The sequence below is a fragment of the Acetobacter sp. DsW_059 genome (assembly GCF_002153695.1).
GTDB classification, from domain to species: Bacteria; Pseudomonadota; Alphaproteobacteria; order Acetobacterales; family Acetobacteraceae; genus Acetobacter; species Acetobacter thailandicus.
Window position 1 is genome coordinate 1 of sequence record NZ_JOPI01000014.1, and the last position, 24,867, is coordinate 24,867.

General features: G+C 49.1%; 20 protein-coding genes and 1 pseudogene. 17 read left to right on the forward strand and 4 right to left on the reverse strand.

Going from position 1 to position 24,867, the window contains the following annotated elements:
- Positions 1–191: 191 nt before the first annotated feature.
- Positions 192–369 (reverse strand): annotated as a pseudogene (locus HK25_RS03275) (IS5/IS1182 family transposase); the annotation flags it as partial.
- 169 nt (positions 370–538) lie between these two features.
- Between HK25_RS03275 and HK25_RS03280 the strand changes: the two are divergent.
- Both HK25_RS03280 and HK25_RS03285 read left to right on the forward strand, forming a co-directional pair.
- A complete protein-coding gene (locus tag HK25_RS03280) occupies positions 539–1,174 on the forward strand; it encodes a LysE family translocator (protein WP_086555542.1) in 636 nt (211 codons plus the stop codon).
- A gap of 125 nt (positions 1,175–1,299) precedes the next feature.
- Positions 1,300–2,304: an asparaginase gene (locus HK25_RS03285; RefSeq protein ID WP_086635301.1), complete on the forward strand. Its 1,005-nt coding sequence runs from the start codon at positions 1,300–1,302 to the stop codon at positions 2,302–2,304.
- Here the strand turns inward: HK25_RS03285 and HK25_RS03290 are convergent.
- Positions 2,301–3,575 (reverse strand): Nramp family divalent metal transporter, encoded by a 1,275-nt coding sequence (locus HK25_RS03290; RefSeq protein WP_369824725.1) that lies wholly within the window; start codon positions 3,573–3,575, stop codon positions 2,301–2,303. The genes HK25_RS03285 and HK25_RS03290 overlap by 4 nt on opposite strands.
- A 358-nt stretch (positions 3,576–3,933) precedes the next feature.
- On the opposite strand from HK25_RS03290, the gene guaB reads away from it, so the two are divergent.
- From guaB to HK25_RS03310, 4 genes are all read left to right on the forward strand, one after another.
- Positions 3,934–5,412 carry an IMP dehydrogenase gene (guaB, locus tag HK25_RS03295; protein WP_086635302.1) on the forward strand — a complete coding sequence of 493 codons (1,479 nt, stop codon included), beginning with the start codon at positions 3,934–3,936 and terminating at the stop codon, positions 5,410–5,412.
- A gap of 9 nt (positions 5,413–5,421) precedes the next feature.
- Positions 5,422–6,711 carry an RsmB/NOP family class I SAM-dependent RNA methyltransferase gene (locus HK25_RS03300; protein ID WP_086635303.1) on the forward strand — a complete coding sequence of 430 codons (1,290 nt, stop codon included), beginning with the start codon at positions 5,422–5,424 and terminating at the stop codon, positions 6,709–6,711.
- Between the two features lie 202 nt (positions 6,712–6,913).
- Complete coding sequence (locus tag HK25_RS03305) at positions 6,914–8,761, forward strand: sodium:proton antiporter (protein ID WP_086635304.1); 1,848 nt, start codon at positions 6,914–6,916, stop codon at positions 8,759–8,761.
- Positions 8,762–8,926: 165 nt separating this feature from the next.
- On the forward strand, positions 8,927–9,643 hold the full coding sequence (locus HK25_RS03310; protein ID WP_086635305.1) for a response regulator transcription factor: 717 nt from the start codon (positions 8,927–8,929) through the stop codon (positions 9,641–9,643).
- Between the two features lie 63 nt (positions 9,644–9,706).
- On the opposite strand, the gene HK25_RS03315 is transcribed toward HK25_RS03310, so the two are convergent.
- Complete coding sequence (locus HK25_RS03315; protein ID WP_086635306.1) at positions 9,707–11,512, reverse strand: ABC-F family ATP-binding cassette domain-containing protein; 1,806 nt, start codon at positions 11,510–11,512, stop codon at positions 9,707–9,709.
- Between the two features lie 409 nt (positions 11,513–11,921).
- Here HK25_RS03315 and cydD point away from each other — a divergent pair, with 409 nt between their 5' ends.
- From cydD to glpK, 8 genes are all read left to right on the forward strand, one after another.
- Positions 11,922–13,649 (forward strand): thiol reductant ABC exporter subunit CydD, encoded by a 1,728-nt coding sequence (cydD, locus tag HK25_RS03320; protein ID WP_086635307.1) that lies wholly within the window; start codon positions 11,922–11,924, stop codon positions 13,647–13,649.
- Entirely contained in the window at positions 13,642–15,327 is a 1,686-nt protein-coding gene (cydC, locus tag HK25_RS03325; RefSeq protein WP_086635308.1) for a thiol reductant ABC exporter subunit CydC, read from the forward strand. The genes cydD and cydC overlap by 8 nt, the downstream gene beginning before the upstream one ends.
- 108 nt (positions 15,328–15,435) lie before the next feature.
- The gene (locus tag HK25_RS03330) at positions 15,436–15,813 is read left to right on the forward strand and encodes an OmpA family protein (protein WP_086555533.1); all 378 of its coding nucleotides are present in this window, start codon (positions 15,436–15,438) and stop codon (positions 15,811–15,813) included.
- A gap of 32 nt (positions 15,814–15,845) precedes the next feature.
- The gene (locus tag HK25_RS03335; protein WP_233127641.1) at positions 15,846–17,393 is read left to right on the forward strand and encodes an ATP-dependent DNA helicase RecQ; all 1,548 of its coding nucleotides are present in this window, start codon (positions 15,846–15,848) and stop codon (positions 17,391–17,393) included.
- On the forward strand, positions 17,393–18,184 hold the full coding sequence (locus HK25_RS03340) for a DeoR/GlpR family DNA-binding transcription regulator (protein WP_086555532.1): 792 nt from the start codon (positions 17,393–17,395) through the stop codon (positions 18,182–18,184). Before HK25_RS03335 ends, HK25_RS03340 begins: the two co-directional genes overlap by 1 nt.
- 109 nt (positions 18,185–18,293) lie before the next feature.
- Entirely contained in the window at positions 18,294–19,814 is a 1,521-nt protein-coding gene (glpD, locus tag HK25_RS03345) for a glycerol-3-phosphate dehydrogenase (RefSeq protein ID WP_086635309.1), read from the forward strand.
- Between the two features lie 54 nt (positions 19,815–19,868).
- Entirely contained in the window at positions 19,869–20,672 is an 804-nt protein-coding gene (locus tag HK25_RS03350; RefSeq protein ID WP_198945941.1) for an MIP/aquaporin family protein, read from the forward strand.
- Positions 20,673–20,716: 44 nt separating this feature from the next.
- Positions 20,717–22,207: a glycerol kinase GlpK gene (gene glpK / locus HK25_RS03355; RefSeq protein ID WP_086555530.1), complete on the forward strand. Its 1,491-nt coding sequence runs from the start codon at positions 20,717–20,719 to the stop codon at positions 22,205–22,207.
- 52 nt (positions 22,208–22,259) lie between these two features.
- Here glpK and HK25_RS03360 read toward each other — a convergent pair whose 3' ends face one another.
- Positions 22,260–22,748, reverse strand: a complete 489-nt coding sequence (locus tag HK25_RS03360) for a copper chaperone PCu(A)C (protein WP_086555529.1) — start codon at positions 22,746–22,748, stop codon at positions 22,260–22,262.
- A 130-nt stretch (positions 22,749–22,878) separates the two neighbouring features.
- Here HK25_RS03360 and nrdR point away from each other — a divergent pair, with 130 nt between their 5' ends.
- From nrdR to thiL, 3 genes are read left to right on the forward strand one after another with little or no spacing between them, the layout of a single operon-like run.
- Positions 22,879–23,355 carry a transcriptional regulator NrdR gene (gene nrdR, locus HK25_RS03365; protein WP_086555528.1) on the forward strand — a complete coding sequence of 159 codons (477 nt, stop codon included), beginning with the start codon at positions 22,879–22,881 and terminating at the stop codon, positions 23,353–23,355.
- A 55-nt stretch (positions 23,356–23,410) separates the two neighbouring features.
- Entirely contained in the window at positions 23,411–23,905 is a 495-nt protein-coding gene (gene nusB, locus HK25_RS03370) for a transcription antitermination factor NusB (protein ID WP_086555527.1), read from the forward strand.
- On the forward strand, positions 23,880–24,863 hold the full coding sequence (gene thiL / locus HK25_RS03375; protein ID WP_369824726.1) for a thiamine-phosphate kinase: 984 nt from the start codon (positions 23,880–23,882) through the stop codon (positions 24,861–24,863). Before nusB ends, thiL begins: the two co-directional genes overlap by 26 nt.
- Positions 24,864–24,867: the final 4 nt, after the last annotated feature.

Below are 24,867 nucleotides of genomic sequence, written 5' to 3' on the forward strand. Positions count from 1 at the left end.
TCGGTAAGCCTGTGAATCACAATCTCTCGCTCAGTTCAATAAATTAACAGGTCCTGAGCCTAGTGGGCAGTCGTAAGGTAGCTTTAATTTCCGGTTCTTCTTCAGCGGGATACAGGCGGTGATATTCCGGTCTGCGAGAGACAGCCTGTTGCTGTCTATATCCGGTCACAGGTGATTTCTTCTGTCTCGTCTGGCAGATCAGCCAGAAGAACATCTGCTCCCCTGAAGTCACTGACCTGGCCATCGCACACGGCATGGAGTTTTGCGTTCAGACCGCCTTTGGTTCGCCCGGTATGGCGGGAAAAGCCCTTTTTTAGGCAGGGAGGCTGCCGTTCTGTGTGCTTTGAGATGTGTCGTATCAATTGTCAGACGGATATGGTTTGCGTGCAGTATTCATCCATCTGTTCTGCAATACTCATACCAGAAAGCACATGGCATCCTCTGGTAAAATGAGAAAAATTCTATTATGGCTGCGCAGACAACCTATCAAAACAATACACTTAATAAAAATAAAATTGCCGGGAGACTTTAAATAATAATGCCTCAATTTCTGTTGCCTGTTCTGGCATTCGCCACGACCTGGGGCATTCTTGTTCTGACTCCCGGCACCGAAACCGCACTGGTTATCCGCCTGGGTATCAGTGTGGGGCGCACAACGGCAACAGGCGCGGTGCTGGGTATAGCAACAGGCCTGACATTATGGGGGTTTGGGACTGCTTTTGGTCTGAGTGCTCTGATCTCAACTTCCCGGCCGCTTTTCCTGGGGCTGGAGTGGGCCTGTGCGGGGTATCTGCTTTATCTCGCAGTCAGGCTTTTTATAAATGTTTTGAAAGCACACCCCCAGCAGGCTGAAGCTCATGGTGGCTACACGCCTCAGGCTTTCTGGTCTGGTTTTCAGAGGGGGGCATTAACAACTGTTCTGAACCCTCTTGTCGGCGTGTTTGACCTGACTGCGTTCCCTCAGTTTATTCCGCCTGGCGTTAGTGTGCTGTCATATTCATTCCTGCTTCTGATTGTGCAGGTTATTCTGACGTTGCTGTGGTATTTTACCCTTGTCATTATGGCTGTTTCTCTGAGCCGTTTTCTGGCCAGACCTGCTATTATTCGTATGCTTGACACGCTGACAGGGCTGGTTTTTGTGTTCTTTGCTGTCAGGCTGCTCTTAAACCCATAAACTTTTTTGATCCTGTCAGATAACCAGATAATCAGCATCAGGCGTTAACGCTCAGCTCTGACTTAACGAAAAAAATAAGACAGGCTATAAGCTGCGGAAGTAACACCTGTAGCAGGCGCCTGATAATGACTGAGCACTCACCACCCTCCCGTATTTTGATTTTAGCCACAGGCGGCACAATTGCCGGGCAGATGAACGCCCGCTCAGCCTCAGGTTATGATGCTGGCAATGTGTCTGTTCAGGACCTGCTTCATCACGTACCCAATCTGCCGGAAAGGGCAGATATTCATGCTGAGCAGATTGCCAGCATTGGCTCCCAGAATATGAATGATGCGCTCTGGTTTGCGCTTGCACGTCGTATAATGCAGGCATTTGAGCAGGAGGACTTTGATGCCACCGTCATTATTCATGGTACAGACACGCTTGAAGAAACAGCTTTTTTTCTGCAGCACGTTATTAAAAACCAGAAACCGGTGATTTTGACTGGTGCAATGCGCCCGGGTGGTGCCCCCGGTGCAGATGGTCCGGTTAATATCTCTCACGCCCTGAAAGTTGCAGCCAGCCCCAAAGCCCGCGAGCGGGGTGTTATGGTGGTTTTTAATGAAACCATTTATGATGCCCGTACAGTAAGTAAAATTAACACCTCAGAAGTGAATGCATTTAAGTCTGTCAATGGCGGGCCTGCAGGTTATGTTGATACGGACAGAGTTTACTTTGTAACACCTGCCGCGCCGCCGGTACCTCTGTTCAGTTTACCAGAACATGAGAGCCTGCCGTGTGTTGATATTATTTATGCCCATAGCAATATGGACGATCGCCTGATCTGCCATGCTCTGGCTGACGGTGTGAAAGGTATTGTTCTTGCCGGCATAGGTGACGGTAATGCATCAGATACAGCACTCGCAGCCCTCGACCGGGCTGTCGCGCAGGGTGTGCATGTTATACGTGCCAGCCGCGTTGGCAGTGGTCTGGTAAAACGCAATATTGAAGTCTCTGACGATATCCGCGGTTTTAATGTATCATGTAATTTATCGCCACATAAAGCCCGTATTCTGCTTCAGCTGCTCATTGCCAGCAAAACAACGTCTGCGTCTGCGATACGACAGGCTTTTGAAGGCGGTTACCTTTAAAAAACGGTATCGTACAGCAGTTTGAAGTTAAGCGCGAGGATGATGGCTGAAACAGCCCATGACAGCCATGAAACTTTCTTCGATATTACAAAGCTGCCCATTTTTTTGCGGTCAGAAACAAACATCACCAGAGGAATAACAGCAAAAGGCAGCTGCATGGAGAGAACCACCTGGCTGAGGATAAGAAGTGAGGTGGTGCCTTTCTCTCCATATAATAAAATAACGAGCAAAACAGGGATAAGAGCCAGGCCACGCGTTACAAGACGCCTTAACCAGGGGGGGATCGTCAGTTTTAAAAAGCCCTCCATCACAATCTGCCCAGCCAGCGTGCCGGTAATTGTCGAGTTTGTGCCCGCGGCCAGCAGTGCAACAGCAAAAAGGGTTGAGGCAATACCAAGCCCCAGTAAAGGAGAGATCAGTTTATAAGCCTGACCGATATCGGCTACATCCTGATGTCCTGTCCCATGAAACGCTGCAGCCGATACAATCAGGATGGCCGCATTCACAAACAGTGCCAGCGTCAGAGCAATGGTGCTGTCTAGTGTCGCAAAGCGTATAGCTTCGCGCTTACCGGCCTCATCCTGCGTATAAGCACGCGTTTTCACTAAAGCTGAATGCAGATACAGGTTATGAGGCATGACTGTAGCCCCGACGATGCCGATCGCAACGTATAAAATATCCTGATTAGTCAGCACGACCGGAGAAAATAAAAACCCCTTCAGCACAGCTGGCAGGGCCGGGGAGGCCGCAACAACCTGAATGGCAAAGCAGGCTGCGATAATAGCAAGAAAAGCCATGACACAGGCCTCAAGCCATCTCATCCCAAGTTTGAGCAGTAAAAGCAGCAGAAACGTATCGAGTACAGACAGGCAGGCTCCGGCAATAAGGGGGATGTGAAAAAGTAATTGCAGGGCAATGGCCGTACCAATAACTTCGGCAAGGTCACAGGCTATAATTGCAATTTCACAGGTCAGCCAGAGAAAAAAATTAATAAAAGGCGGAAAGTAAGCCCGGCAGGCCTGTGCCAGATCATAGCCGGTAGCAATCCCGATCCTAGCCGAGAGGGACTGGAGTAAGACAGCCATAACATTTGACAAAAGTATGACAGAGAGCAGCACAAACCCGAAACGCGCGCCGCCTTCAAGGTCTGTGGCCCAGTTTCCGGGGTCCATATACCCCACTGACACCATATAGCCTGGCCCGACAAAAGCCAGAAACCGCCTGAACGACGAGGCGCCGTCAGGCACTTTCACACCCGGCCCGGCAGACATGCCAGAACAGTTTTGTTCCGGGTATTCTGCATGATCGGAAGGTACTGGTGACCGGGAGGGAGAGGCTTGCATGAATAAAAGCTTTTTTAATAAAATGAACGTTTCATCAAAAAACAAACACCTTCACTATGTCTCAGCACGCAATATCTGAATAGTAGCCATCAGCATTTTATTAACATTATACCTGCTTTTAAGGTATGCATGACGAGGCATCATGCCTGAAATCGAACAAGATAGATCTTGTGTTTATCGTTAAGATATTATATCCCCGGCTGCCATCTGTCTGATGGCCTGAAGACACAAATCTGCTGCTATCGGGTGATCCCAATTGACATCTTAAGCTAAGGATTCCTGTAGTATGACCCTTTCCCCTTATAGTCGCGTTACTGAAGCCCTGGCGTTTGATGATGTGCTGCTTGTTCCCTGCGCATCAGATGTCGTCCCAGGCCAGACTTCTGTGCGGACACGCCTCACACGCTCTATCGAGCTGAATATTCCTCTGATCTCCGCTGCTATGGATACCGTTACCGAAAGCCAGATGGCGATTGCGATGGCACAGCAGGGCGGTCTGGGTGTTATTCATAAAAACCTGACACCTGAAGAACAGGCAGAGCACGTTCGTCGTGTTAAACGCTTTGAATCAGGCATGGTTGTTAACCCTGTTACAGTCGGACCAGAACAGACACTGGCCGAAGTTCAGGCCATTATGCAGCATCATGGCATTAGTGGTTTGCCTGTGATTGAACCTGACACGCAGAAGCTGATTGGTATTCTGACCAATCGTGATGTGCGTTTTGCAACTGACCCGACCTCACGGGTTGATACGCTTATGACCCGCGACAACCTGGTCGTGGTGCGTGAAGGCGTTGATGCAGACACAGCACGCCACCTGCTGCATAAACACCGCATTGAAAAACTGCTGGTTGTTGATGAGCAGAACCGCTGCATCGGTATCATCACTGTTAAAGATATGGATAAAGCTGTTGCTTATCCGCTGGCGATCAAAGACAGCATGGGGCGCCTGCGTTGTGCAGCAGCCACCGGCGTTGGTGATGATGGCTTTGACAGAGCAAAACGCCTGGTTGAAGCCGGGGTTGATGTTCTGGTCGTGGACACAGCTCATGGTCACTCAGCCGGTGTGCTGCGTGCGGTTGAGCGCCTGAAATCATATGATCAGAATATTCAGATTATTGCAGGTAACGTTGCAACACCAGAGGCCGCGCTTGCACTGATCGAAGCAGGGGCAGACTGCATTAAAATCGGCATTGGCCCGGGTTCAATCTGCACCACCCGTATTGTTGCAGGTGTTGGTGTGCCGCAGTTCTCTGCTGTTCTTGAAACTTCAATCGCATGTCATGAAAAAGATACGCCTGCGATTGCTGATGGCGGTGTTCGTACGTCAGGCGATATTGTTAAAGCCATTGGTGCTGGTGCTGATGTTGTGATGGTTGGCTCATTGCTGGCTGGCACAGAAGAAGCTCCTGGTGAAGAGTTCCTGTATCAGGGGCGCTCTTACAAATCATATCGCGGCATGGGCAGCCTTGGTGCCATGGCCCGCGGGTCAGCGGATCGCTACTTCCAGCAGGAAGTCAGAGATGCCCTGAAACTTGTGCCTGAAGGCATTGAAGGTCGTGTACCTTATAAAGGTGCTATGGCCGCTGTTGTGCATCAGCTTGTTGGTGGCCTTAAAGCTGGTATGGGCTATACAGGCTCACACGAGATTAAAAACCTTCAGGAAAATGCACGCTTCCGTCGCATTACAGGCGCAGGCCTGCGTGAAAGTCACGTGCATGATGTTTCCATCACACGTGAGGCTCCTAACTACCAGCGGGACTGATCTGAACCTATGACACCATCTGCGCGTCTCGCAGCCTCTGTTGATCTTTTATCTGAGATTAAAACGCTCTCACGTAAACCGGCCGATGCCATCGCCAGCGATTTTTTTCGTGAACGGCGTTATATCGGAGGCGGAGATCGACGGGCCGTCTCATCTCTCGTATGGGATGTGATGCGCAGCTGGTATCGTCTGAGCTGGCATTTGTCTCTGGCAGGGGCTGAGCCAACGCCACGCCTGCTGGCAGGGGCTTGCCTGCTTTTTCAGGGCACCACTCTGAAAGAACTGACAGAACAGTTCGCCGACGGGCGCTTTTGTGCAGGTGCATTATCACTGTCAGAGCGTAATGTTCTGACACGCCTGAAAACCGGTGCGCTGGTAACTGAGACCATGCCGCTGTCTGTGCGGTGTGAAATACCTGACTGGCTGCTGCCTGAGCTGCAGCAAACATTTGGGGAAACACTGGAGCAGGAACTTACCGCTCTTTCAGAGACAGCCTCTCTCGACATGCGGGTGAATATTTTACGTACCACGCGTGAAGAGGCTCAGTCAGCACTCAGGCAGGAAGGTTTTCTGACAACCCCGACACCATTATCTCCCTGGGGTTTACGGTTTAAAGGGCGTGTTTCAGTTACATCGACAGCACCGTTTAAAGATGGTCGTATAGAAATACAGGATGAGGGCAGCCAGCTGGTTGCTGCCGCTCTTGACCCGGCGCCAGAGATGCGTGTTCTCGATTATTGTGCCGGTGCAGGTGGTAAAACGCTTGCTCTTGCCATGATGATGCAAAACAAAGGACATATCGCCGCCTGTGATGTATCTGAAAAAAGGCTGACCGGTGCGGTGAAGCGCCTCAGAAGAGCAGGGGTACATAATGTTGAACGCCACCTGCTGGTAAGTGGTGACAAATGGACGAAACGCAGGGCGGGGTCTTTCGACCGTGTTCTCGTCGATGCACCATGTAGCGGAACAGGCACGTGGCGTCGCAACCCTGATGCTCGGCTGCGTCTGACGCAGGTGGATATTGATGAGCTGCTAGAAAAACAGGCAGCCATTCTCGATAAAGCTGCAGCTCTTGTTAAACCTGGCGGCAGAATGGTTTATGCGACCTGTTCTATTTTATCAGCTGAAAACACCCGTCAGATTGAATCTTTCCTGACGCGTCACGCTGATTTCAGACTCATCGCTCCGCAAAGCAGTTCTCTGCCTCACGCGTTGCGTGATTGTGATATGATTTCATTAACACCATACCGTGATGGTACAGATGGGTTTTTCGCAGCTACTCTTGAGAAAAAAGAGTAATTGTAATATTACAACAAAACACCAGCACTATAAAAACTATTATTTGTTTATGATTTAAATAAAAAATATTATATAAATTTTGTTATTTACCGAAGCCCTCTTACAGAGGGCTTTTTTTGTTTTGTTGGCAAAAATAAGAAGCATCAGTTAATATATCTTTATATAGGCTTAAAAAGCAGAGCTGTGTTTAAGACAGGTGGCCATGACTGAAAGTGTACTACTTTTCATTTTTTTTGTTCTGGGCGGCAGTATGCTCGCACAATGGACAGCCTGGCGTTTTCGGTTGCCTGCTATTGTATTGCTCTTTTCACTGGGGCTTGTCGCCGGGCCGGGTCTGGAAATTTTACATCCGACAAAGATGATTGGTCCGGCTTTCCATTCCCTTGTCTCTCTCGCTGTTGCGCTTATTGTTTTTGAAGGTGGCCTGGCGCTTGATTTTCGTCAGCTCAAACAATCAGGTGAAGGTGTTATTCGGCTGACGTTATTTGCACTGCCGATCAATCTTATTCTGGGTAGTGCTGCCGCGCATTATATTGGCGCTATGAGCTGGGGGGCGGCGTTTCTTTTCGGTGCAATTATTGTTGTGACTGGCCCGACAGTTGTTTTACCGCTTCTCAGGCAGGCTAAGCTACACCCCCGTGTCGCAGCTTTCTTGCGGTGGGAAGCTATTATTAATGACCCCGTTGGCGCTATTCTGGCAACTCTGGTGCTTGAAGTGCTTCTGATGCGACCAGGGGAGGGATCAGGCACTTTTTTTGGTTTTATCCTTCCTCATATGATTCTCAGTGCGGGATTAATGATCCTGCTCGGGTTTGGTGCGGCGTGGGGCATGCGCTGGCTCTGGGTGCGGGACATGATGCCTGAAATCCTCAAAATTCCGGTGTTAATTACCAGTGCGCTGGTTTTATTTGTTCTTGGCACCCTGGCGATGGACGGTGCAGGCCTTATGGCCTCAACCGTATTTGGCATGGCGCTGGTTAATCTGCGCATTCCAGGCTTTGCTGAAATTCAGCGCATGAAAGAAGCGCTGGTTGTACTGATTGTCTCTATTCTCTTTGTTTTACTGACTGCTGATCTTCAGCGCACTGAACTTGCACATCTTTCTATATCAATTGGTTTGCTGACACTTGCTGTTTTATTTCTGGTCAGACCTCTTGGCATATTGCTGGCAACTATTCGTTCAGACCTGACGTGGCCTGAGCGTATTTTTGTTGGCTGGATTGCCCCTCGCGGTATCGTAGCAGCTGCTGTTGCCGGTATTGCTGGCCTGCGCCTGCAGGATGCAGGCTACCCTGGGGCCGGGCAGGTTATGCCAGCTGTCTTTGCAATTATCGCCTCCACTATGATTTTACATGGTTTTTCACTTATGCCGCTGGGGCGGCGCCTGAAACTTACACTGTCTAACGAACCGGCTCTTGCTATCGTTGGGGCCAATACCTGGTCGACACACCTGGCCGCTACATTACATAAAGCAAATGTGCCCGTGCTTCTTGTTGACAGCTCTGAAAAAAAACTAATGCGGGCCAGGTATGAGAAAATTCCGATACTTCAGACTGAAGTACTTTCGGAAGAAGGCGCTGAAAGTCTGGAAGAGCGACCTGCTGATTATCTTATCTGCGCAACGCCGGATAATATCTATAATGGCCTTGTCTGTGCTCATCTGGCGCCGCACTTTGGTCACCAGCGGGTTTTCCAGGTCAGCCCCGGCATTGCGCGCCTCGACCAGTATAGCGGGCTAAGCCGGGATGCACGAGGTAAAGTTTTTGGCGACCCTTCATGGAACTTCACACTGCTTGAAACACTTATCAGTGAAGGCTGGCACTTCATGGAGCTTATTGTCACGACTGAAAACAAACATACTGTTTTTCACGAGAATAATAATCTTCTGCCCTTTCTGGTCATACAGAAAGGCGTTGCGATAAGTGTTCTTTCTGCCGAAGATGATATCCGCCCCTCGCTTGAGAATGGATATAGTGTCATCGCTCTTGTGCCCCCCGAGTTTTCTGAGGCTGAACTTATAACCGGCGGATCACATTACGTAGGAGCATAAAACATTTTTTTGAAGATACCACACTCTGGTAACACCTTTTTTTACCAGCCAGATATGGTATTCGCTCTTGGTTAAAGAGGAAAATCATGAGATGGTTCTGCCAGACCGGAAAGGCTCGGATCGTCCTTTAAAAATTAAGAGCCGACATAAAGGGTATCAATACTTATGACAGGTGCACGTCCCATACTGATCGTTGATGATGACCAGGTACTTCGGCAAACTCTTGTTGAGCAACTACAGATTGATGGTGAGTTTTCAGTAACAGAAGCGGTCTCCCTGGCTGATGCGCGCAGTAAACTGGAAGCGCCTGACAGTCGGTATGATTCCATTCTGCTTGACGTCACACTACCAGATGGCGATGGCCGAGATTTCTGCGCAGAGCTGCGTAGCAGCGGTGTGCGTGTACCCATTATCATGCTCACCGGCTCAGATGATGAAGCGGATATTGTTCGCGGTCTTGATGCCGGTGCCAATGACTATGTTGCCAAGCCATTCCGTATTGCAGAACTTCTGGCGCGCCTGCGTGCGCAGCTAAGACTTTTTGAAAATAGTGAAGATGCTGTTTTCTCGATCGGGCCGTATACATTTCGCCCGTCGGTTAAGCTCCTTCAGGAAACGACAAAAAATAAGCGTATCCGCCTGACTGAAAAAGAAACGGCTATTCTTAAATTTTTATATCGTGCCGGTACACGCCCTGTTCCACGCCAGGTTTTGCTCAATGAGGTGTGGGGTTATAATGCAGCCGTGACGACACATACGCTTGAAACCCACATTTATCGCCTGAGACAAAAAATCGAACCCGATCCGGCTAATGCATCTTTGCTGATTACAGAAGGTGGCGGGTACAGACTTTATCCTGAAACGGGCCCTCAGTCTTCCTGAGCCAGCTCTTTTAAAAGGACCTTCTGATAATTTCAGAAGGTCCTTTTTTATCGCAAAACGAGCTTAATTATTTTCAAGCTCTTCCTTTTTCAGTTCAAGAGCGAGCCACTCTTCTTCAATCCCCGAGAGAAGGGTTTCTACCGCCTCCAGATCAGCTGAGTATTTCTGAAACTGCGTCGGGTTTCTGGCATATAAATCGACATCATCAAGCTTATTTTTCAGAGCTTCTTTCTTTTGCTCAAGCTTGGCCATCTCCTGAGGTAACTGAGATAATCTGAACTGATCTTTATAATTAAGCTTTTTTGCTGCCTGTTTAGGTGCTGCCGCAGAAGTCTGAGGCAGAGTGGCCGCTGCCGGCGCAGAAGATGCTGGCTGACTACTGGCTCGCATCTGCGAGAGCATACTGCTGTACCCTCCGACATATTCGGTCCAGTTTCCATCGCCTTCTGTTGTCAGTACAGACGTTGCAACACGATCAATAAAATCACGATCATGGCTGATAAGCAGAACAGTACCCGGGTATGATGCGAGCATATCCTGCAATAAATCCAGTGTTTCCAGGTCGAGATCGTTTGTTGGCTCGTCAAGCACAAGAAAATTTGACGGCTGAGATAAAATACAGGCCAGCATCAACCGTCCGCGCTCACCGCCGGAGAGGGCACTGACCGGAGTGCGAGCCTGCTCGGGGCGAAACAGAAACTCCTTCATATAACCAATTACATGACGTTTTTCTGAGCCTACCTGTATCATCTCTCCACCACCGGTCAGGGTGTCTGAGAGTGTTTTTTCAGGATCAAGCATTTCGCGCTTCTGATCAAGGGACGCCATAGAAAGGGAAGGCCCCAGAACAATTGTTCCGGAATCAGGCTGGTCTTCACCGATTAACATGCGAAGGAGCGTTGTTTTACCAGCACCATTTGCGCCGATAATAGCTAACCTGTCACCGCGGAGAATGCGCAGGTCGAGATTATTTACAATGGTACGATCACCCCAGCTTTTGCTTATATTTTCTGCAACGGCGACAAGTTTGCTTGATGTTCCGGCTGATAATGTATCCAGCGTTAATTTACCGGGCACTTTAATGGCTTCACTTCGTTTTTTCCGCAGATCAGCAAGCTCAGCCACACGTCTGACATTTCTTTTGCGGCGTGCCGTAACACCATAGCGCATCCAGTCTTCTTCACGCTCAATCTGCCTGTCGAGCTTGTGAGCATCACGGCTTTCCTGCTCAAGAAACTCTTCACGCCATTCTTCAAAACGATCGAATCCCTGATCAAGCCTGCGGGTTTCACCGCGGTCAAGCCAGACAACAGACCGGGAGAGTGTGGAGAGCAGGCGATGGTCATGGCTGATAATGACGATCGCACAATTTAAACTCATCAGCTCTTTTTCGAGCCAGCCAATAGTGGGCAGATCAAGATGGTTCGTCGGCTCATCAAGCAGAAGAATATCAGGGGAGGCCGCAAGAACACCAGCAATAGCGCAACGCCGGACCTCACCGCCTGAAAGATGAGCCGTCTCTTTTTCTCCGCTAAGATTAACAGCATCAAGGAGCGCTGCCGCACGCCACAAATCTGTCGGGTCGCTGATACGTGACTGAACATAGTCCAGCGCTGTTTTGTGCCCTGAAAGGTCAGGTTCCTGAGGCAGGTACTGTAATGTTGCGCCAGGCTGCAGAAATACAGAGCCTGAATCGGGTAAAAGCTGACTGGCAGCTATTTTAAGAAGCGTTGATTTTCCGCTTCCGTTACGTCCGATGAGGCATATCCGCTCACCGGGAGTAACTGCCAGATTTGCGCCATTAAGAAGAGGGCGCCCTCCCAGAGTAAAAGAAATATCCTGCAAATGGAGGATTGGTGCTGGTCCCATGAACGTCTTCTATATCCGTTAAAGCATCATCGATGTGTCTGTCAGGCAAGCATACCGACATTCTTCAGACATGAAGAGGGGTAAAGTCGCTTACAGCCGGATATGTTGCCATGACACAGGCTAAAGGTTCAAACAGCCTGGTCATAATGCAGCTATGTTCTGTTTTTCTCTGATCAGCGTCGCAGCACCGTCATATCATAAAAAATCTTTGTCAGCCTGACACACAATTTAAATAGGATAAGGCAAATAAAATCATCTTTCTTCATCCGGATGAGTCGCGTTAACTAATTTTAATTGAAGCATTTTTTAGCGTTTTTTCTGCTGTGTAAAGCATCACACCGTAACGCATAGCTGCAAAAATTTTATGAAGCTGTTGCTTTGGTAGCATATCCGTATAATGGCTTGCGTTATGAGCAACGAAAAAGCAGCAATACGCCAGTGGACGAAGGCACAGTCACGTCTTGGGCGCCAGGCAGCAAGGCCTGTTATTCTTCTCTCACTGATTTCCTCTCTTCTGGGGGTAGGCCTGGCCTGGTGTGTTGCCACTCTTCTGGGCTATGCTCTTATGGCACTAACCCAGGGGCCGGTTAATGCATCCCCCGTGCCTTATCTGGCTGGTTTTATTATACTGTCAGTTCTGAGAGGGCTGTGTATAGCCAGGGGCGAGGTTGCCGCAGCCAAAGCCGGCTTTGCGGCCAGAAAGCGCCTGCGGGAAGAAGCTCTCGCTGCTATTTTATCTGAAGGCCCGGCTCTGCTGCGTCAGGCTCACAGCGGTGTGCTTGCGACCACTGTGATTGACCGGGTTGAAGCCCTGAACGGCTTCTTTTCACGCTGGCTTCCTGCTTCCGTGCTCTGGATAGCAGCACCCTGCCTTATACTTATACCGGTTTATTGTATTCAGCCACAGGCGGCGCTCATCCTGGGGCTGTGTGGCCTGACTGTACCCTTCGCGCAGGCTCTTTTTGGCATTGGCGCTGCTGTTGCATCACGTAAGCAGTTTCTGGCTATGGTGCGTCTGCAGGCTCGCTTTCTTGACCGGATTAAAGGCATTGCAACGATTGTTCTGGCAGGGCGGGCTGAAGACGAAACTCAACGCATCGGCGCAGCTGCGGAAGAACTGCGTGTAAGAACGATGAAAGTTTTGCGGGTCGCTTTCCTTTCATCAGCTTCGATCGATTGCGCCATGGTTGTGGCTTTTATAGTATTAACGCTTATCACTGCTCATACAGCTCTCACTTTACATGCACAGGGTATGGAAAGTGCTTTGCAGATCACCCTAATTCACGGGTTATTTGCGCTGCTGGTCACGCCTGAATTTTTTGCCCCTCTGCGCTCTCTGGCTCTGGCTTACCAGGACCGCGCACATGCACAAAGTGCTGCGGCAGCTATGATGGATATCAGTACGATACAAAAAGAATTTTCTTCTGACGTAGATAGTCTTACCGAAAGCCATAATGTCTCGATATGTTTTGACAATGTCAGTTTTACATGGGATCCGGCACGTGGAACTACGCTGAAAAATATATCTTTTTCTGTCAACCCGGGTGAAACCCTGGTTCTGTCAGGTGCCTCGGGAGCGGGGAAATCGACTATTGTTGAGCTTTTGCTGGGCTTTATTTACCCCGATAGCGGCACAGTTCTGTTCAATAATATACCAACAGAAACCTGCCCCCCGGAAAAGCTCTCTCACATCATTTCTGCAATCGGGCAAAGGCCTGTCTTATTTGCAGGTACATTGCGTGAAAATATCCTGTTCGCATCGCCAGACGCTAACGAGGCCGCATTAGCGGCAGCCATTCAGGCCGCTGCTGTCGATACATTCTTACCTCAGCTGCCAGACGGGCTGGAAACATATATAGGTGAGGGTGGTTTTGGTCTTTCTGGCGGGCAGGCACAGCGTATTGCTATTGCCCGGGCTTACCTGAAAAATGCTCCTGTTTTGCTGCTTGATGAACCTACAGCTCATCTCGACCCGCTAACAGAGCAGGATGTGTTTGAAAGCCTGAAAATACTGGCTAAAGGCAAAACAGTTATTCTTGCCACTCACTCAGCAGCGGCCATGAGCTTTGAAGGGAAACATATTCACCTCAGGGATGGTATGACTGATGATCAGAAAGGAAGCCGTGCAGATGGCTAAACATAAACCCCATGACGTGCACCTTTCTCCCTGGCAGGCTATAAAATACATCCTCAACCTCTGGTCAGACCAGGCTCCGCGGCTCATTTTTGGTGTTTTTCTTGCTCTTGCCGCCCTGTGCTGCTGGCTTGTTCTGGTCCAGTTTTCAGGACTGCGACTGGCAGAGGTCGTGACCGGGAGCATAGTTGTCAGTACAGCACTTTTACGCATGAGTGGTATCGGGCGTATCCTCTTCCGGTATGCTGAGCGCTTATTTGCACATGATGCAATGTTTCGTGTGCTGGCTCAGCTGCGTGTATGGTTTTTCAGGTCTCTGGCTGATGGTGCCGCAGCAGGACTGGGCTTCAAACGGGCAGGGGACATGCTCTCCCGGCTTGTGTCAGATATCGGCACTCTGGACGGCCTTTACCTGCAGATTATTTTACCCTTTTTCTGTGCCTGTCTGACATTTTCCGCGCTTATTCTTATCATTTGCAAACAAAATTTTCTGCTGGGCAGCCTAATTAGCCTTCTCTTTTTTGTTGCAGCTTTCCTTATTCCCTACAGTGTCGCGAAACTTGGGCAGAAAGACGCGCAGAAACAGGCATCAAACCTTGCCGCCCTGCGTGTTAAGGTGCTCGACCTGACAGGTGGTTTAAGAGAAATTCGTACATTTAACGCAGAACAGCGAATTATGGCGGATATAAAAGAGACTGACGCAGTTTACTTAAACGGGCAGTTTTCACTCATACGTCAGGCATCATTAGCCAGTATGTCTGTGTTTTTCTGTGGTCAGTCAGCTATTTTTCTTATTCTGCTTGCACTTTCCGGCCTTGTCTTTTTTCATATCCAGCCACTTCCTGGCGTTGTCTGCCTCTTTCTGACCGTAGCCGCTTTTGAAAGTATCAGTGCGTTAACCAGAGCGGGGCTTCAGGCCGGCGCCATGGGAGCTTCAGCGCAGCGTGTTGTCGAAATCGCAGTTGCCCGGCCGGTACAACGGCCTGCACTTCCGCTCGTACCCGCTCCTGTTAATCCTTCAGTGTACATAAACAACCTGAAATTTCGCTGGGCAGAGGACCGGCCCTATATTTTCAATAAGTTAAACTTAACGCTCTCTGCTGGTTCTTACACGGTCCTCCTTGGGCCTTCAGGTATTGGCAAATCAAGCCTTGCAGCCCTGCTTTTAAAGGCGGCTACACCAGAATCAGGAACTCTCAGTCTCGATGACATTCCTTTTTCTGCTATCGACACAGATTCTCTGCGCCGGCAGATCGCCTGGCTGTCACAGGCAACGCATATTTTTGATGATACCATTCGCGCTAATCTGCTACTGGGCCGCCCCGAAGCAACAGAGGATGAGTTGTGGACCGCACTTGAAGAAGCATCCGTAGCTGACGTTGTTCACAGCTTACCTGAAGGGCTTGATACCTGGCTGGGTGAGGGCGGGATGAAACTTTCAGGCGGGCAGGGACGCCGTATAGCGCTCGCACGAACGCTGCTGACAAAGGCACCAATCCTGATTCTGGATGAACCCACGACCGGGCTGGATGCGCAGACAGAGCAAAGCTTTCTGATGACGCTGAATACCCTGGCTGCCAATCACACAATTCTCCTGGTCACTCACAGGCTGACTGGTGTTGAAACGCCAGACCAGATATGGCGTCTTTCAAAGGGGCAGGCTGTTCAGGAAAAAAATTAATAGTCTCAGTAATAAAAGCAATGTCATAATGATGATTGTGCTTATGGCATTAATGAGGCAAGGTTGCGCATTAGTTGATTTAGATTTCCTTTAAAGAGGATTAACTTAATGCGTCGCCTGTTTATTGCACTGGGACTATCTTTGCTTGCCGGGTGCGCAAGCAAGCCTCCTCGTAAATATGTTGTGTTTTTTAGTAACAACTCAGTTGAACTTGACAGCGCTGCTCAGAATGTCGTTTCTGAAGCGGCATCGCTGGCCAGACAAAATCCTTCAGGCATTGTCAAAGTCGAAGGATATGCTGGTGTCGGCAATGATTTGTCAGCAGATTCACTTCTCGCTATTCAGCGTGCCAAGCTTGTCAGGCAGCAGATTATAGACGATGGCGTTGATGCACAACGCGTTGTGCAGATGCCACGCCCCCCTTCAAACACAGAAGCATCAGCCGTAGGTGCACGCCGTGTTGAGATTGAGTTATCTGCTAAATAACGGATGATATCCCGGCATGTCATGACCTGGTCATGCATATGGCTTCCGGTAACTGGCAGAATCGGTTTTGTAATACGTCGCCAGAAACAGTTCTGAAGACTGTTTTTGGCCGCGACTCTTTTCGTGGCTTGCAGGCCCAGGCGATTACCTGCCTGATGGAAGGCCATAATCTTCTCCTCCTGATGCCGACAGGAGGAGGGAAGAGCCTGTGTTACCAAATTCCGGCTTTGTGCCGACGTGGTATGGGGCTTGTTATTTCACCCCTCACAGCCCTGATGGACGATCAGGCTGCCAGCCTTAATCATCTGGGCATTCGGGCTGTTGCTCTTCATTCAGGCCTGACAGAAGATGATCTGGCAACCGCTCAGGAAGAAATTGTCTCTGGCCGCATAGATATTCTTTACCTTTCGCCAGAAAAGCTGCTTGCTACGCGCACTCTGTCCTGGTTGCGCCAGTGCCATCTTTCCATCATTGCCATAGACGAAGCACACTGCATTTCATCCTGGGGGCATGAATTCAGGCCTGACTATCGACGACTGTCTTTACTGCAGGAATATTTTCCTGATGTGCCACGTATTGCGCTTACAGCCACGGCTGATCATAAAACCTGTGATGATATTCGTAATATACTGGCTATACCTGAAAAATTTATTTTAAGGTCAATATGTTACCGAGGAAATATTGACCTTAAAATTATAAATGAAAAAATTCATACATCTCAGCTGATATCTGTTTTATCTGATTTTAAAAATATGACAGGCATTATTTACTGTAAAAATCGTGCCCGTACTGCGCGCATTGCACATGACCTGAAACTGAAAAATTTACCGGCTCTGGCCTATCATGCCGGTTTATCTCCTCTTGAAAAGCGTGCGGCTCTTTTACGTTTTCGTTCAGGAGAGGCCTTAATTATTGTCGCGACAATTGCTTTTGGTATGGGGATAGACCGACCGGATATCAGATTTATTATTCATCTCGATATGCCGTCCTCCCCTGAAGCTTATTATCAGCAGACAGGTCGGGCAGGGCGCGATGGGAAAAAAGCTTCAGCTCTGCTGTTTTATAAGAAAAATGATATAAAACATGCTGCTTACGGTATTCAGATATCGCGTTTGTCAGAAAACGAAAAAAATAAGGCGATGTACCGTCTGGCCACAATGCAGAAGATAGCTGAGACATCATCATGTCGTACACAAACGCTTCTGCATTATTTGGGAGAGGATTTTCCTCACCCTTGCGGACATTGTGATAACTGCACGTTTTTGAAAAAAATTTACCATAAAATCAAAAGGTTGATGCATTTTTCTATTTATAGTGTCAGCGCAGATGATTTCACATCAGACCTGTCAACTGACAATGAACCTTTTTTTGAGATACTCAGGCAATGGCGCGCAGATGAAGCCAGAGAGCAGGAGGTTCCGGCTCATGTTATTTTTTCTGACCACGAATTACGCCTCATAGCATCCGCCGCTCCGCGATCACTAACTGAATTAAAACAGATCAGGGGAGTAGAGCCATCGCGACTTTCACGATATGGAAGAGCCTTAACTGCTCTTATTACATCGGATAAAATGGCCTGATGTCGAAGTCACTACAAAGACAAAAGCACATTCTGAAACTGGTTCAAAAGCGAGGCTACGTTACCAACGAAGACCTCGCGACTGAGCTTAATGTAACGGTGCAGACTGTCAGACGTGATGTTAATTTCATGGCGACAGAAAACCTGATTAACAGGCACCATGGCGGTGCGGCGGCACTGTCACCCCTGGAGAACATCGATTATGCCGAGCGTCAGATTCTTAACTTCAAAGAAAAAGACCTTATCGGCAAAAAAGCCGCTCAGCTTATACCTGACGGATCCTCTCTCTTTATAAATATCGGCACAACAACCGAGGCTTTTGCCCGGGCCTTACGCCATCATAAATCTTTAAAAATTATCACTAATAATATTCATGTCGCTTCTCTTCTGACACCGGCTCCTGCATGTAGCCTGACAATTACAGGTGGCGTAGTGCGCCTCAGAGATGGTGGTATTATTGGCCCGGCAGCCACACATATGATTGAACAGTACCGGGCTGATTTTGGTGTCATCGGCATTAGCGGGATAGATGAAGATGGCACCCTGCTGGATTTCGATGCCGAGGAAATCAATGTCGCTCAGGCTATCATTCGCAATGCCCGGACCGTGATCTTACTGGCGGACCACACAAAATTAAAACGGCGGCCCATGGCGCGTGTTGGTCACCTTGCTGATATTGATGTACTTTATACAGACCTGCCTTTGCCAGACCACCTTAACACCATAGCCACTCAGGCTAATGTTTCGGTGCACACAACGCAGGATAAAGCTTCTTCTGAAAAGAAAAAATGAAAATAAATTATTCTTTCTTTCATCATAAGCGAAAAATTGCCTTTTTTATATTTTCGTATACGAATATACAGATGAGGAAGATACTTTAATTTTGGAACTGGATAGAAAAATGGCAAAGTCATCAACGTCCACCTCTGGCCCTTACGATGTCCTGATCATCGGAGGCGGCGTTAACGGAGCAGGGATTGCGCGCGATGCGGCCGGACGCGGCGCGTCAGTCCTGATGGTCGAGCAGGATGATCTTGCCAGCTACACATCTTCTGCCAGTACCAAACTTATTCACGGTGGCCTCCGCTACCTTGAATATTATGAATTTCGCCTGGTCAGAGAAGCTCTGACAGAACGTGAACGCCTTTTAAAAATCGCGCCGCATATCATCTGGCCGATGCATTTTGTTCTCCCGCATTCCAAGACTGATCGTCCGGCATGGATGCTGCGGGCCGGACTGTTTCTGTATGACCATCTGGCCTCTAACATGACACTGCCAAAGTCACGGGCTGTTAACTTCAGCACACATTCGACCGGCGTACCTCTTAAAGGCGACTTCAAAAAAGGTTTTATCTATTCAGATGGCTGGGTACAGGACAGCCGCCTCGTTGTTCTTAATGCCATGGATGCAGCTGAACGTGGCGCTGATATTCGTACACGGACACGCCTGATTAATGCAAAACGTGTTAACGGCCTGTGGGAAGCCGAGCTTGAAGACCGTACAACCGGAGAAAATTATACGGTACAGGCCCGGGGTATGGTCAATGCTGCGGGGCCATGGGTTGCTCGTTTGCTGTCTGACACGCTTAAACTTCCAAACTCAAAATCGGTCCGTCTGGTTAAAGGCAGCCATATTGTCGTACCACGCCTGTTTGACGGGCCTCAGGCATATATCTTCCAGAACCCTGACAAGCGTATTGTTTTTGCCATTCCCTACGAGCAAAAATTTACTCTTATCGGTACGACTGATGAAGCCTGGAAAGAAGATCCTGGTAAAGTTGATATCTCGCCTGAAGAAGTCAGCTATCTGTGCAGCAGCGTTAACCGTTACTTTAAGAAAAACATTAAAGAACAGGATGTTGTATGGACTTATGCAGGTCTGAGACCTCTTTATGATGATGCCTCAGCCAATGCATCTGCTGTAACCCGCGACTATGTTCTTGACCTTGATACACGCGACAACGCACCACTGCTTTCTATTTTTGGTGGTAAGATTACGACATACCGCAAACTTGCTGAGCATGCTCTTGAGAAACTGGCTCCGGTTCTGCCAGCTGTTGCAGGACGTTCATGGACTGCTGAAAAAGCTCTGCCAGGCGGAGATATCGGTGAGGGTGGTTTTGCTGCCGCACTTGAGCGACTGACACGGGCTGCGCCGTGGCTGCCTGAAAGCCTGGCCTGGAGGCTGATGCGTAATTATGGCAGCCGTGCCTATGAAATCATTGGCGATGCATCGTCTCTTGATGATATGGGTGAATTGCTGGGCGGAGACCTGACCTCGCGTGAAGTCGATTACCTGATTGAACGCGAATGGGCACGCTCAGATGAAGATGTTCTGTGGAGACGCAGTAAACTGGGGCTCCATCTGAACCAGGCTGAAAGGCAAAAAGTAGCGGCTTATGTCGCAGCCCGTAAGGCCTGACACAACAAACCTCTATGAATTTGCCTGATAAAAATAAAATTAACGGGGCGAAAGATGATTAGTAAGAGAAAGGCCTTCTTAGGCGAGCTGATAGCTGAGTGCATTGCTGTTTTCATTATCATCATATTCGGTGATTCTGTTGCTGCAATGTACACACTTTATGACCCCAGTCCTTACAAACAGGCCTACTGGGGGGTGTGTATCGTCTGGGGGCTTGGGGTAACGATTGCTATTTATGTAACAGGGGCAGTGTCCGGCACCCATGCCAACCCTGCTGTTACCCTGGCTCTGGCTATTTTTCGTAATTTTTCATGGAAAAAAGTTTTACCCTACTGGCTGGCGCAGGTTGCTGGTGGTTTTCTTGGCGCCGCTGTTGTCTATACTTTGTTCTCGCCGGTTATTGATCATTATGCCGTTGTGCATTCTCTTGACCGGCTACACGATGGAGTTGCGTCCGGGGTCTTCTTCACCCACCCCGGGGACTTTGTATCGCCACTGCATGCCTTTGCAGATGAAATTATTCTCACAGCAATGCTTGTTATGGGGATATTTGCCATTACCTGCGAGTACAACACCCAGGCACCACAAGCTAACTCAAGCGCCTTAATAGTCGGGCTTCTTGTCGCCGCCATTGGTGCATGTGCCGGCTACCTTGAGGCCTGGGCCATTAATCCTGCTCGTGATTTTGGTCCGCGTCTGTTTTGTTTTCTCGCAGGATGGGGCAACACAGCCATACCCGGCCCGTTAAATTACTGGTGGGTACCTATAGCCGGCCCTCTGGCCGGCGGTGTTCTGGGTGCCGGGTTTTATCAGTTTCTCATCAGACCTTTTATGCCTTCAGCCAAAAGATCTGCCTGAATACTACATCTGAATTTCAAATTAGTAAAAAAGGATTGTGTTTCATGAGTAAGCAGGATTGCGTTCTCGCTATCGACCAGGGAACAACCTCAACACGCAGTATTATTTTTGATAAAAATGCTGTGGAGCTGGCCGGTGCACGTAAAGAATTTCCTCAGCTTTACCCACGGTCCAGCTGGGTTGAACACAATCCTGAAGACATCTGGAGTGATGTTCTGGCTACATCACAGGAAGCTCTTGAAAAAATTGGCGGTGCAGACCGCATCGCCGCTATAGGGATCACAAACCAGCGTGAGACCATTGTTGTCTGGGACCGTGCCACAGGTAAGCCCATTTATAACGCTATCGTCTGGCAGGATCGACGCACAGCGCAGCTTTGTCAGAAACTGCGGGAAGAAGGATATGAAACCGTAGTACGTGAGCGCACAGGCCTGCTGCTCGATCCTTATTTTTCAGCAACAAAACTGGCCTGGCTGCTTGATAATGTGAATGACGCACGCACCAGAGCAGAAAAAGGTGAGCTTGCATTTGGCACTATAGATTCCTTTATTCTGTGGCGCCTGACTGGTGGCAAGGTACATGCGACTGACATCACCAATGCGTCACGCACTCTGCTGTTTAATATTCATACGCAGGAATGGGATGAGGAGCTGCTCAGAAAATTCCGTATTCCCGCTGCAATCCTGCCTGAAGTAAAAGATAACAGTACTATTTTTGGTGAAACCATTCCGTCACTCTACGGCCGGGCTATTCCCGTTGCCGGTATGGCGGGAGATCAGCAGGCAGCCCTGGTGGGGCAGACCTGCCTGTCTCCCGGCATGGCAAAAGCAACTTATGGCACCGGATGTTTTGTGCTGCTGAATACCGGAGAAAAGCCGGTTTCATCAAAAAACCGTATGCTCACAACAATCGGTTATCGCGTAAACAATAAAACAACCTATGCGCTGGAAGGTTCAATTTTCGTTGCCGGTGCTGCTATTAAATGGCTTCGTGACGGTCTTAACCTGATCACTCATGCTTCACAGACTGATGATATGGCCACGCGTATCCCTCACAGTCACGGCGTATATATGGTGCCAGGCTTTGTCGGGCTTGGTGCACCTCACTGGGACCCTGACGCCCGTGGCCTTATCTGTGGCCTGACGCTTGATGCCACAGCCGCTCATATTGCGCGGGCAGCTCTCGAATCTGTAGCTTACCAGACACTGGACCTGATTTCTGCAATGACCCAGGATGGTGCCGGGACAACAGAGACGCTTCGTATTGACGGAGGCATGGCAGCTAATGACTGGTTCTGTCAGTTCCTCGCCGATATGCTTCAGGTTAAGGTTGAAAAACCAAAAAACATTGAAACAACAGCCCTTGGCGCAGGTTTTCTTGCGGGGCTTGCTACCGGCGTATGGAGCACACCGAAGGATCTGATAGCTGAATGGCAAAGTGGCTCACAATTTCAGCCTCAGATGTCTAACGAACAGCGTTCAAGCATGGTTGCCGGCTGGCATCAGGCAATACGCCGCACGCTCACACAAAATTAATAGCGGCATTATATCAGGGGGCAGTGCAGAGCCCCCTGTGATGTAAGTTGCTTTACTGCGAAGCCGCTGACTTTGCGACCGGAGCAACGATTGTTTTAGAAGAACCGCCAAGAAACGAAAATGTTAGTGAGATATTCTGCGCGCTGAGAAATTTCTCTGGCATATCAAGACAAACCAGATGATATCCTCCCACGGGGAACACAAGGCTGCTATGCGCTGGCAATGAAAGATTGTGGAACAGGTTGATCGTTCCTGGTGTGCTTTCCTGATCAGAATGATGACCGATAAGACGCGCACAGGCAGGCGAAGTAACATTGGTAACCAGGTGAGCGGCATCCCCGGTATTCTGAATAGTAAAATAAATCACACCGGCTGGTGGGTTACCAACAAGTGCAAAGCTGGCGTCTTTTATCAGAATATCCTTCTGAGCATCTTCCTGCCCAGGTAAATTTTCTAAGCTTTGTGCAGCAGCAGCTACTCCCGGCCAGACAAGCATGCAACATACGATAAAAGTTTTTTTGTTTAAAAAAAATTGCTTCATCGATTTTCCCAGTATTTTTAATGTGCCACATGTGCAGGTCTGTAATTTTGTCTGGCGCGCAGCCTGACGCTGCTATGCTATATGAGCAGACACTTGTTATAGTGTCTAAATTAAATAATGAAGGTATGCAATGCGTTGTCCTTTTTGCGGTAACCCGGATAGCCAGGTAAAAGACAGTCGTCCGAATGAAGAGATATCCGCTATTCGGCGGCGCAGGTCCTGCTTATCCTGTGGGCAACGATTTACAACTGTCGAACGCGTACAGCTGCGTGAGCTTGTCGTTATCAAAGCTGATGGACAAAGAGCACCTTTTGAGCGCGAGAAACTTGCACGCTCCATCCGCATTGCTTTGCGTAAACGACCTGTTCCTGATAGTAGAATCGAGCAAATTGTTACCGGAATTGTTGGCCGGCTGGAAGCCTCGGGAGAAGGAGAAATTGATTCTGCTCTGATCGGCAGCATGGCCATGGATGTGCTTCGCGATGTCGATACTGTTGGCTACGTACGCTTTGCCAGCGTGTATCGTGACTTCACCGAAGCTAAGGATTTTTCGGAAATTTTAACGTCAATGGACAAAATTTCTGCTGATTTTAAGGAAAAGGACTAGACCTTGGCGCATAAAGACGCCATCAAACCGTCCTCTTTACTCTGGTGAGATAGACATGGCCGTGCAAACACATACCCCTCAAAGACCCCGGACTGCGGCCCGGCTGGCGGCCGTTCAGGCTCTTTTTCAGATTGACCAGAACGCTGACTTCGCTGACGAGGTAATTCAGCAGTTCATTATATATCGCTTCAATGCAGAACAGGCGCAGCTCTCATACGAAGAGGGATGTGTACCATCACCTGATGTTCAGCTGTTTGATTCTGTTGTTAAAAAAGCTCTTCTTCATCGGGGGAGAATAACAGAACTTCTCAAAGAGACGCTTCCTGAAACATGGCCTGTTGAACGGCTTGATCCGGTTCTTCGCGCTCTTTTCATGGCTTCCATGGGTGAGCTGCTTGAAAACTCAATACCTGCACCTGTCCTGATTAACGAGTATATGGACATCGCCCACGGGTTTTTCTCAGGGGATGAACCAAAACTGGTCAATGGTGTACTTGATACCATCACGACAAAGCTTCAGGCCGATACAAAGGGTCATAACGCTGACTGACCTCCCTCAGGAATTCTCTTTTATACGCAGGCATTTCTCAAAGCTTGCAGGCCCTGCGGCATTAAATTTACGTGATGACGCTGCTGTTTACACGCCTCCCCGGGGGCGTGAGCTTGTTATTGCCGCTGATGCGATGGTGGAGCAGGTACATTTTCTGCCCTCTGACCCGCCCGAGACGATAGGACGTAAGCTGTTACGGTGTAACCTTTCAGATCTGGCGGCTATGGGAGCCAGACCTGAAGGATGGCTGCTAACAATAGCCAGGCCACCGGGTGTTACTGAAGAATGGTTTGCAGCTTTTAGTGACGGCCTGCTGCAGGATCAGAAAATTTTTAATATTGCGCTCATGGGAGGGGATACAACCTCGACCAGGGGGCCTCTCGTTCTGTCTCTGACCATCATAGGGTCGGTATTGCCTGGCCAGGCTATTAAACGGCTTGGCGCCAGGGCAGGGGATGGGCTGTGGGTCACAGGTACCATAGGCGACGGTGCTCTGGGTCTGCGCGCCCTTCAGGGGGATATTCCTGATCCGTCAGGTTATCTTGCGCAACGCTACCATCTGCCACAACCACGCGTTGGTGCTGCACTTTACGGGCTTGCATCAGCAGCTATGGACATTTCTGATGGCCTGCTGCAGGACGCCGGACATCTTGCGCGTGAAAATAATCTTGGTGTTACGATTGAAGCAACATCTGTACCGATGTCAGAAGCCGCGCAGAAATGTGGTGAGACATGGTTAAAAACCTGCCTGACAGGTGGAGATGACTACGAAATTCTTTTCAGCGTTTCTCCTGAGCAGGAAAAAAGACTGGCAAAGAACCCGGTTGTGAACACCGCAACAGGACCGGTTACGGTAACCCGCATCGGACATTTTCATAATACATTTTCAGGGGCAAAAATTATCGGGAAAAACGGAGAAGCATTAAACTTCTCCTCTCCCGGCTGGAGCCATTTTTAAAAAA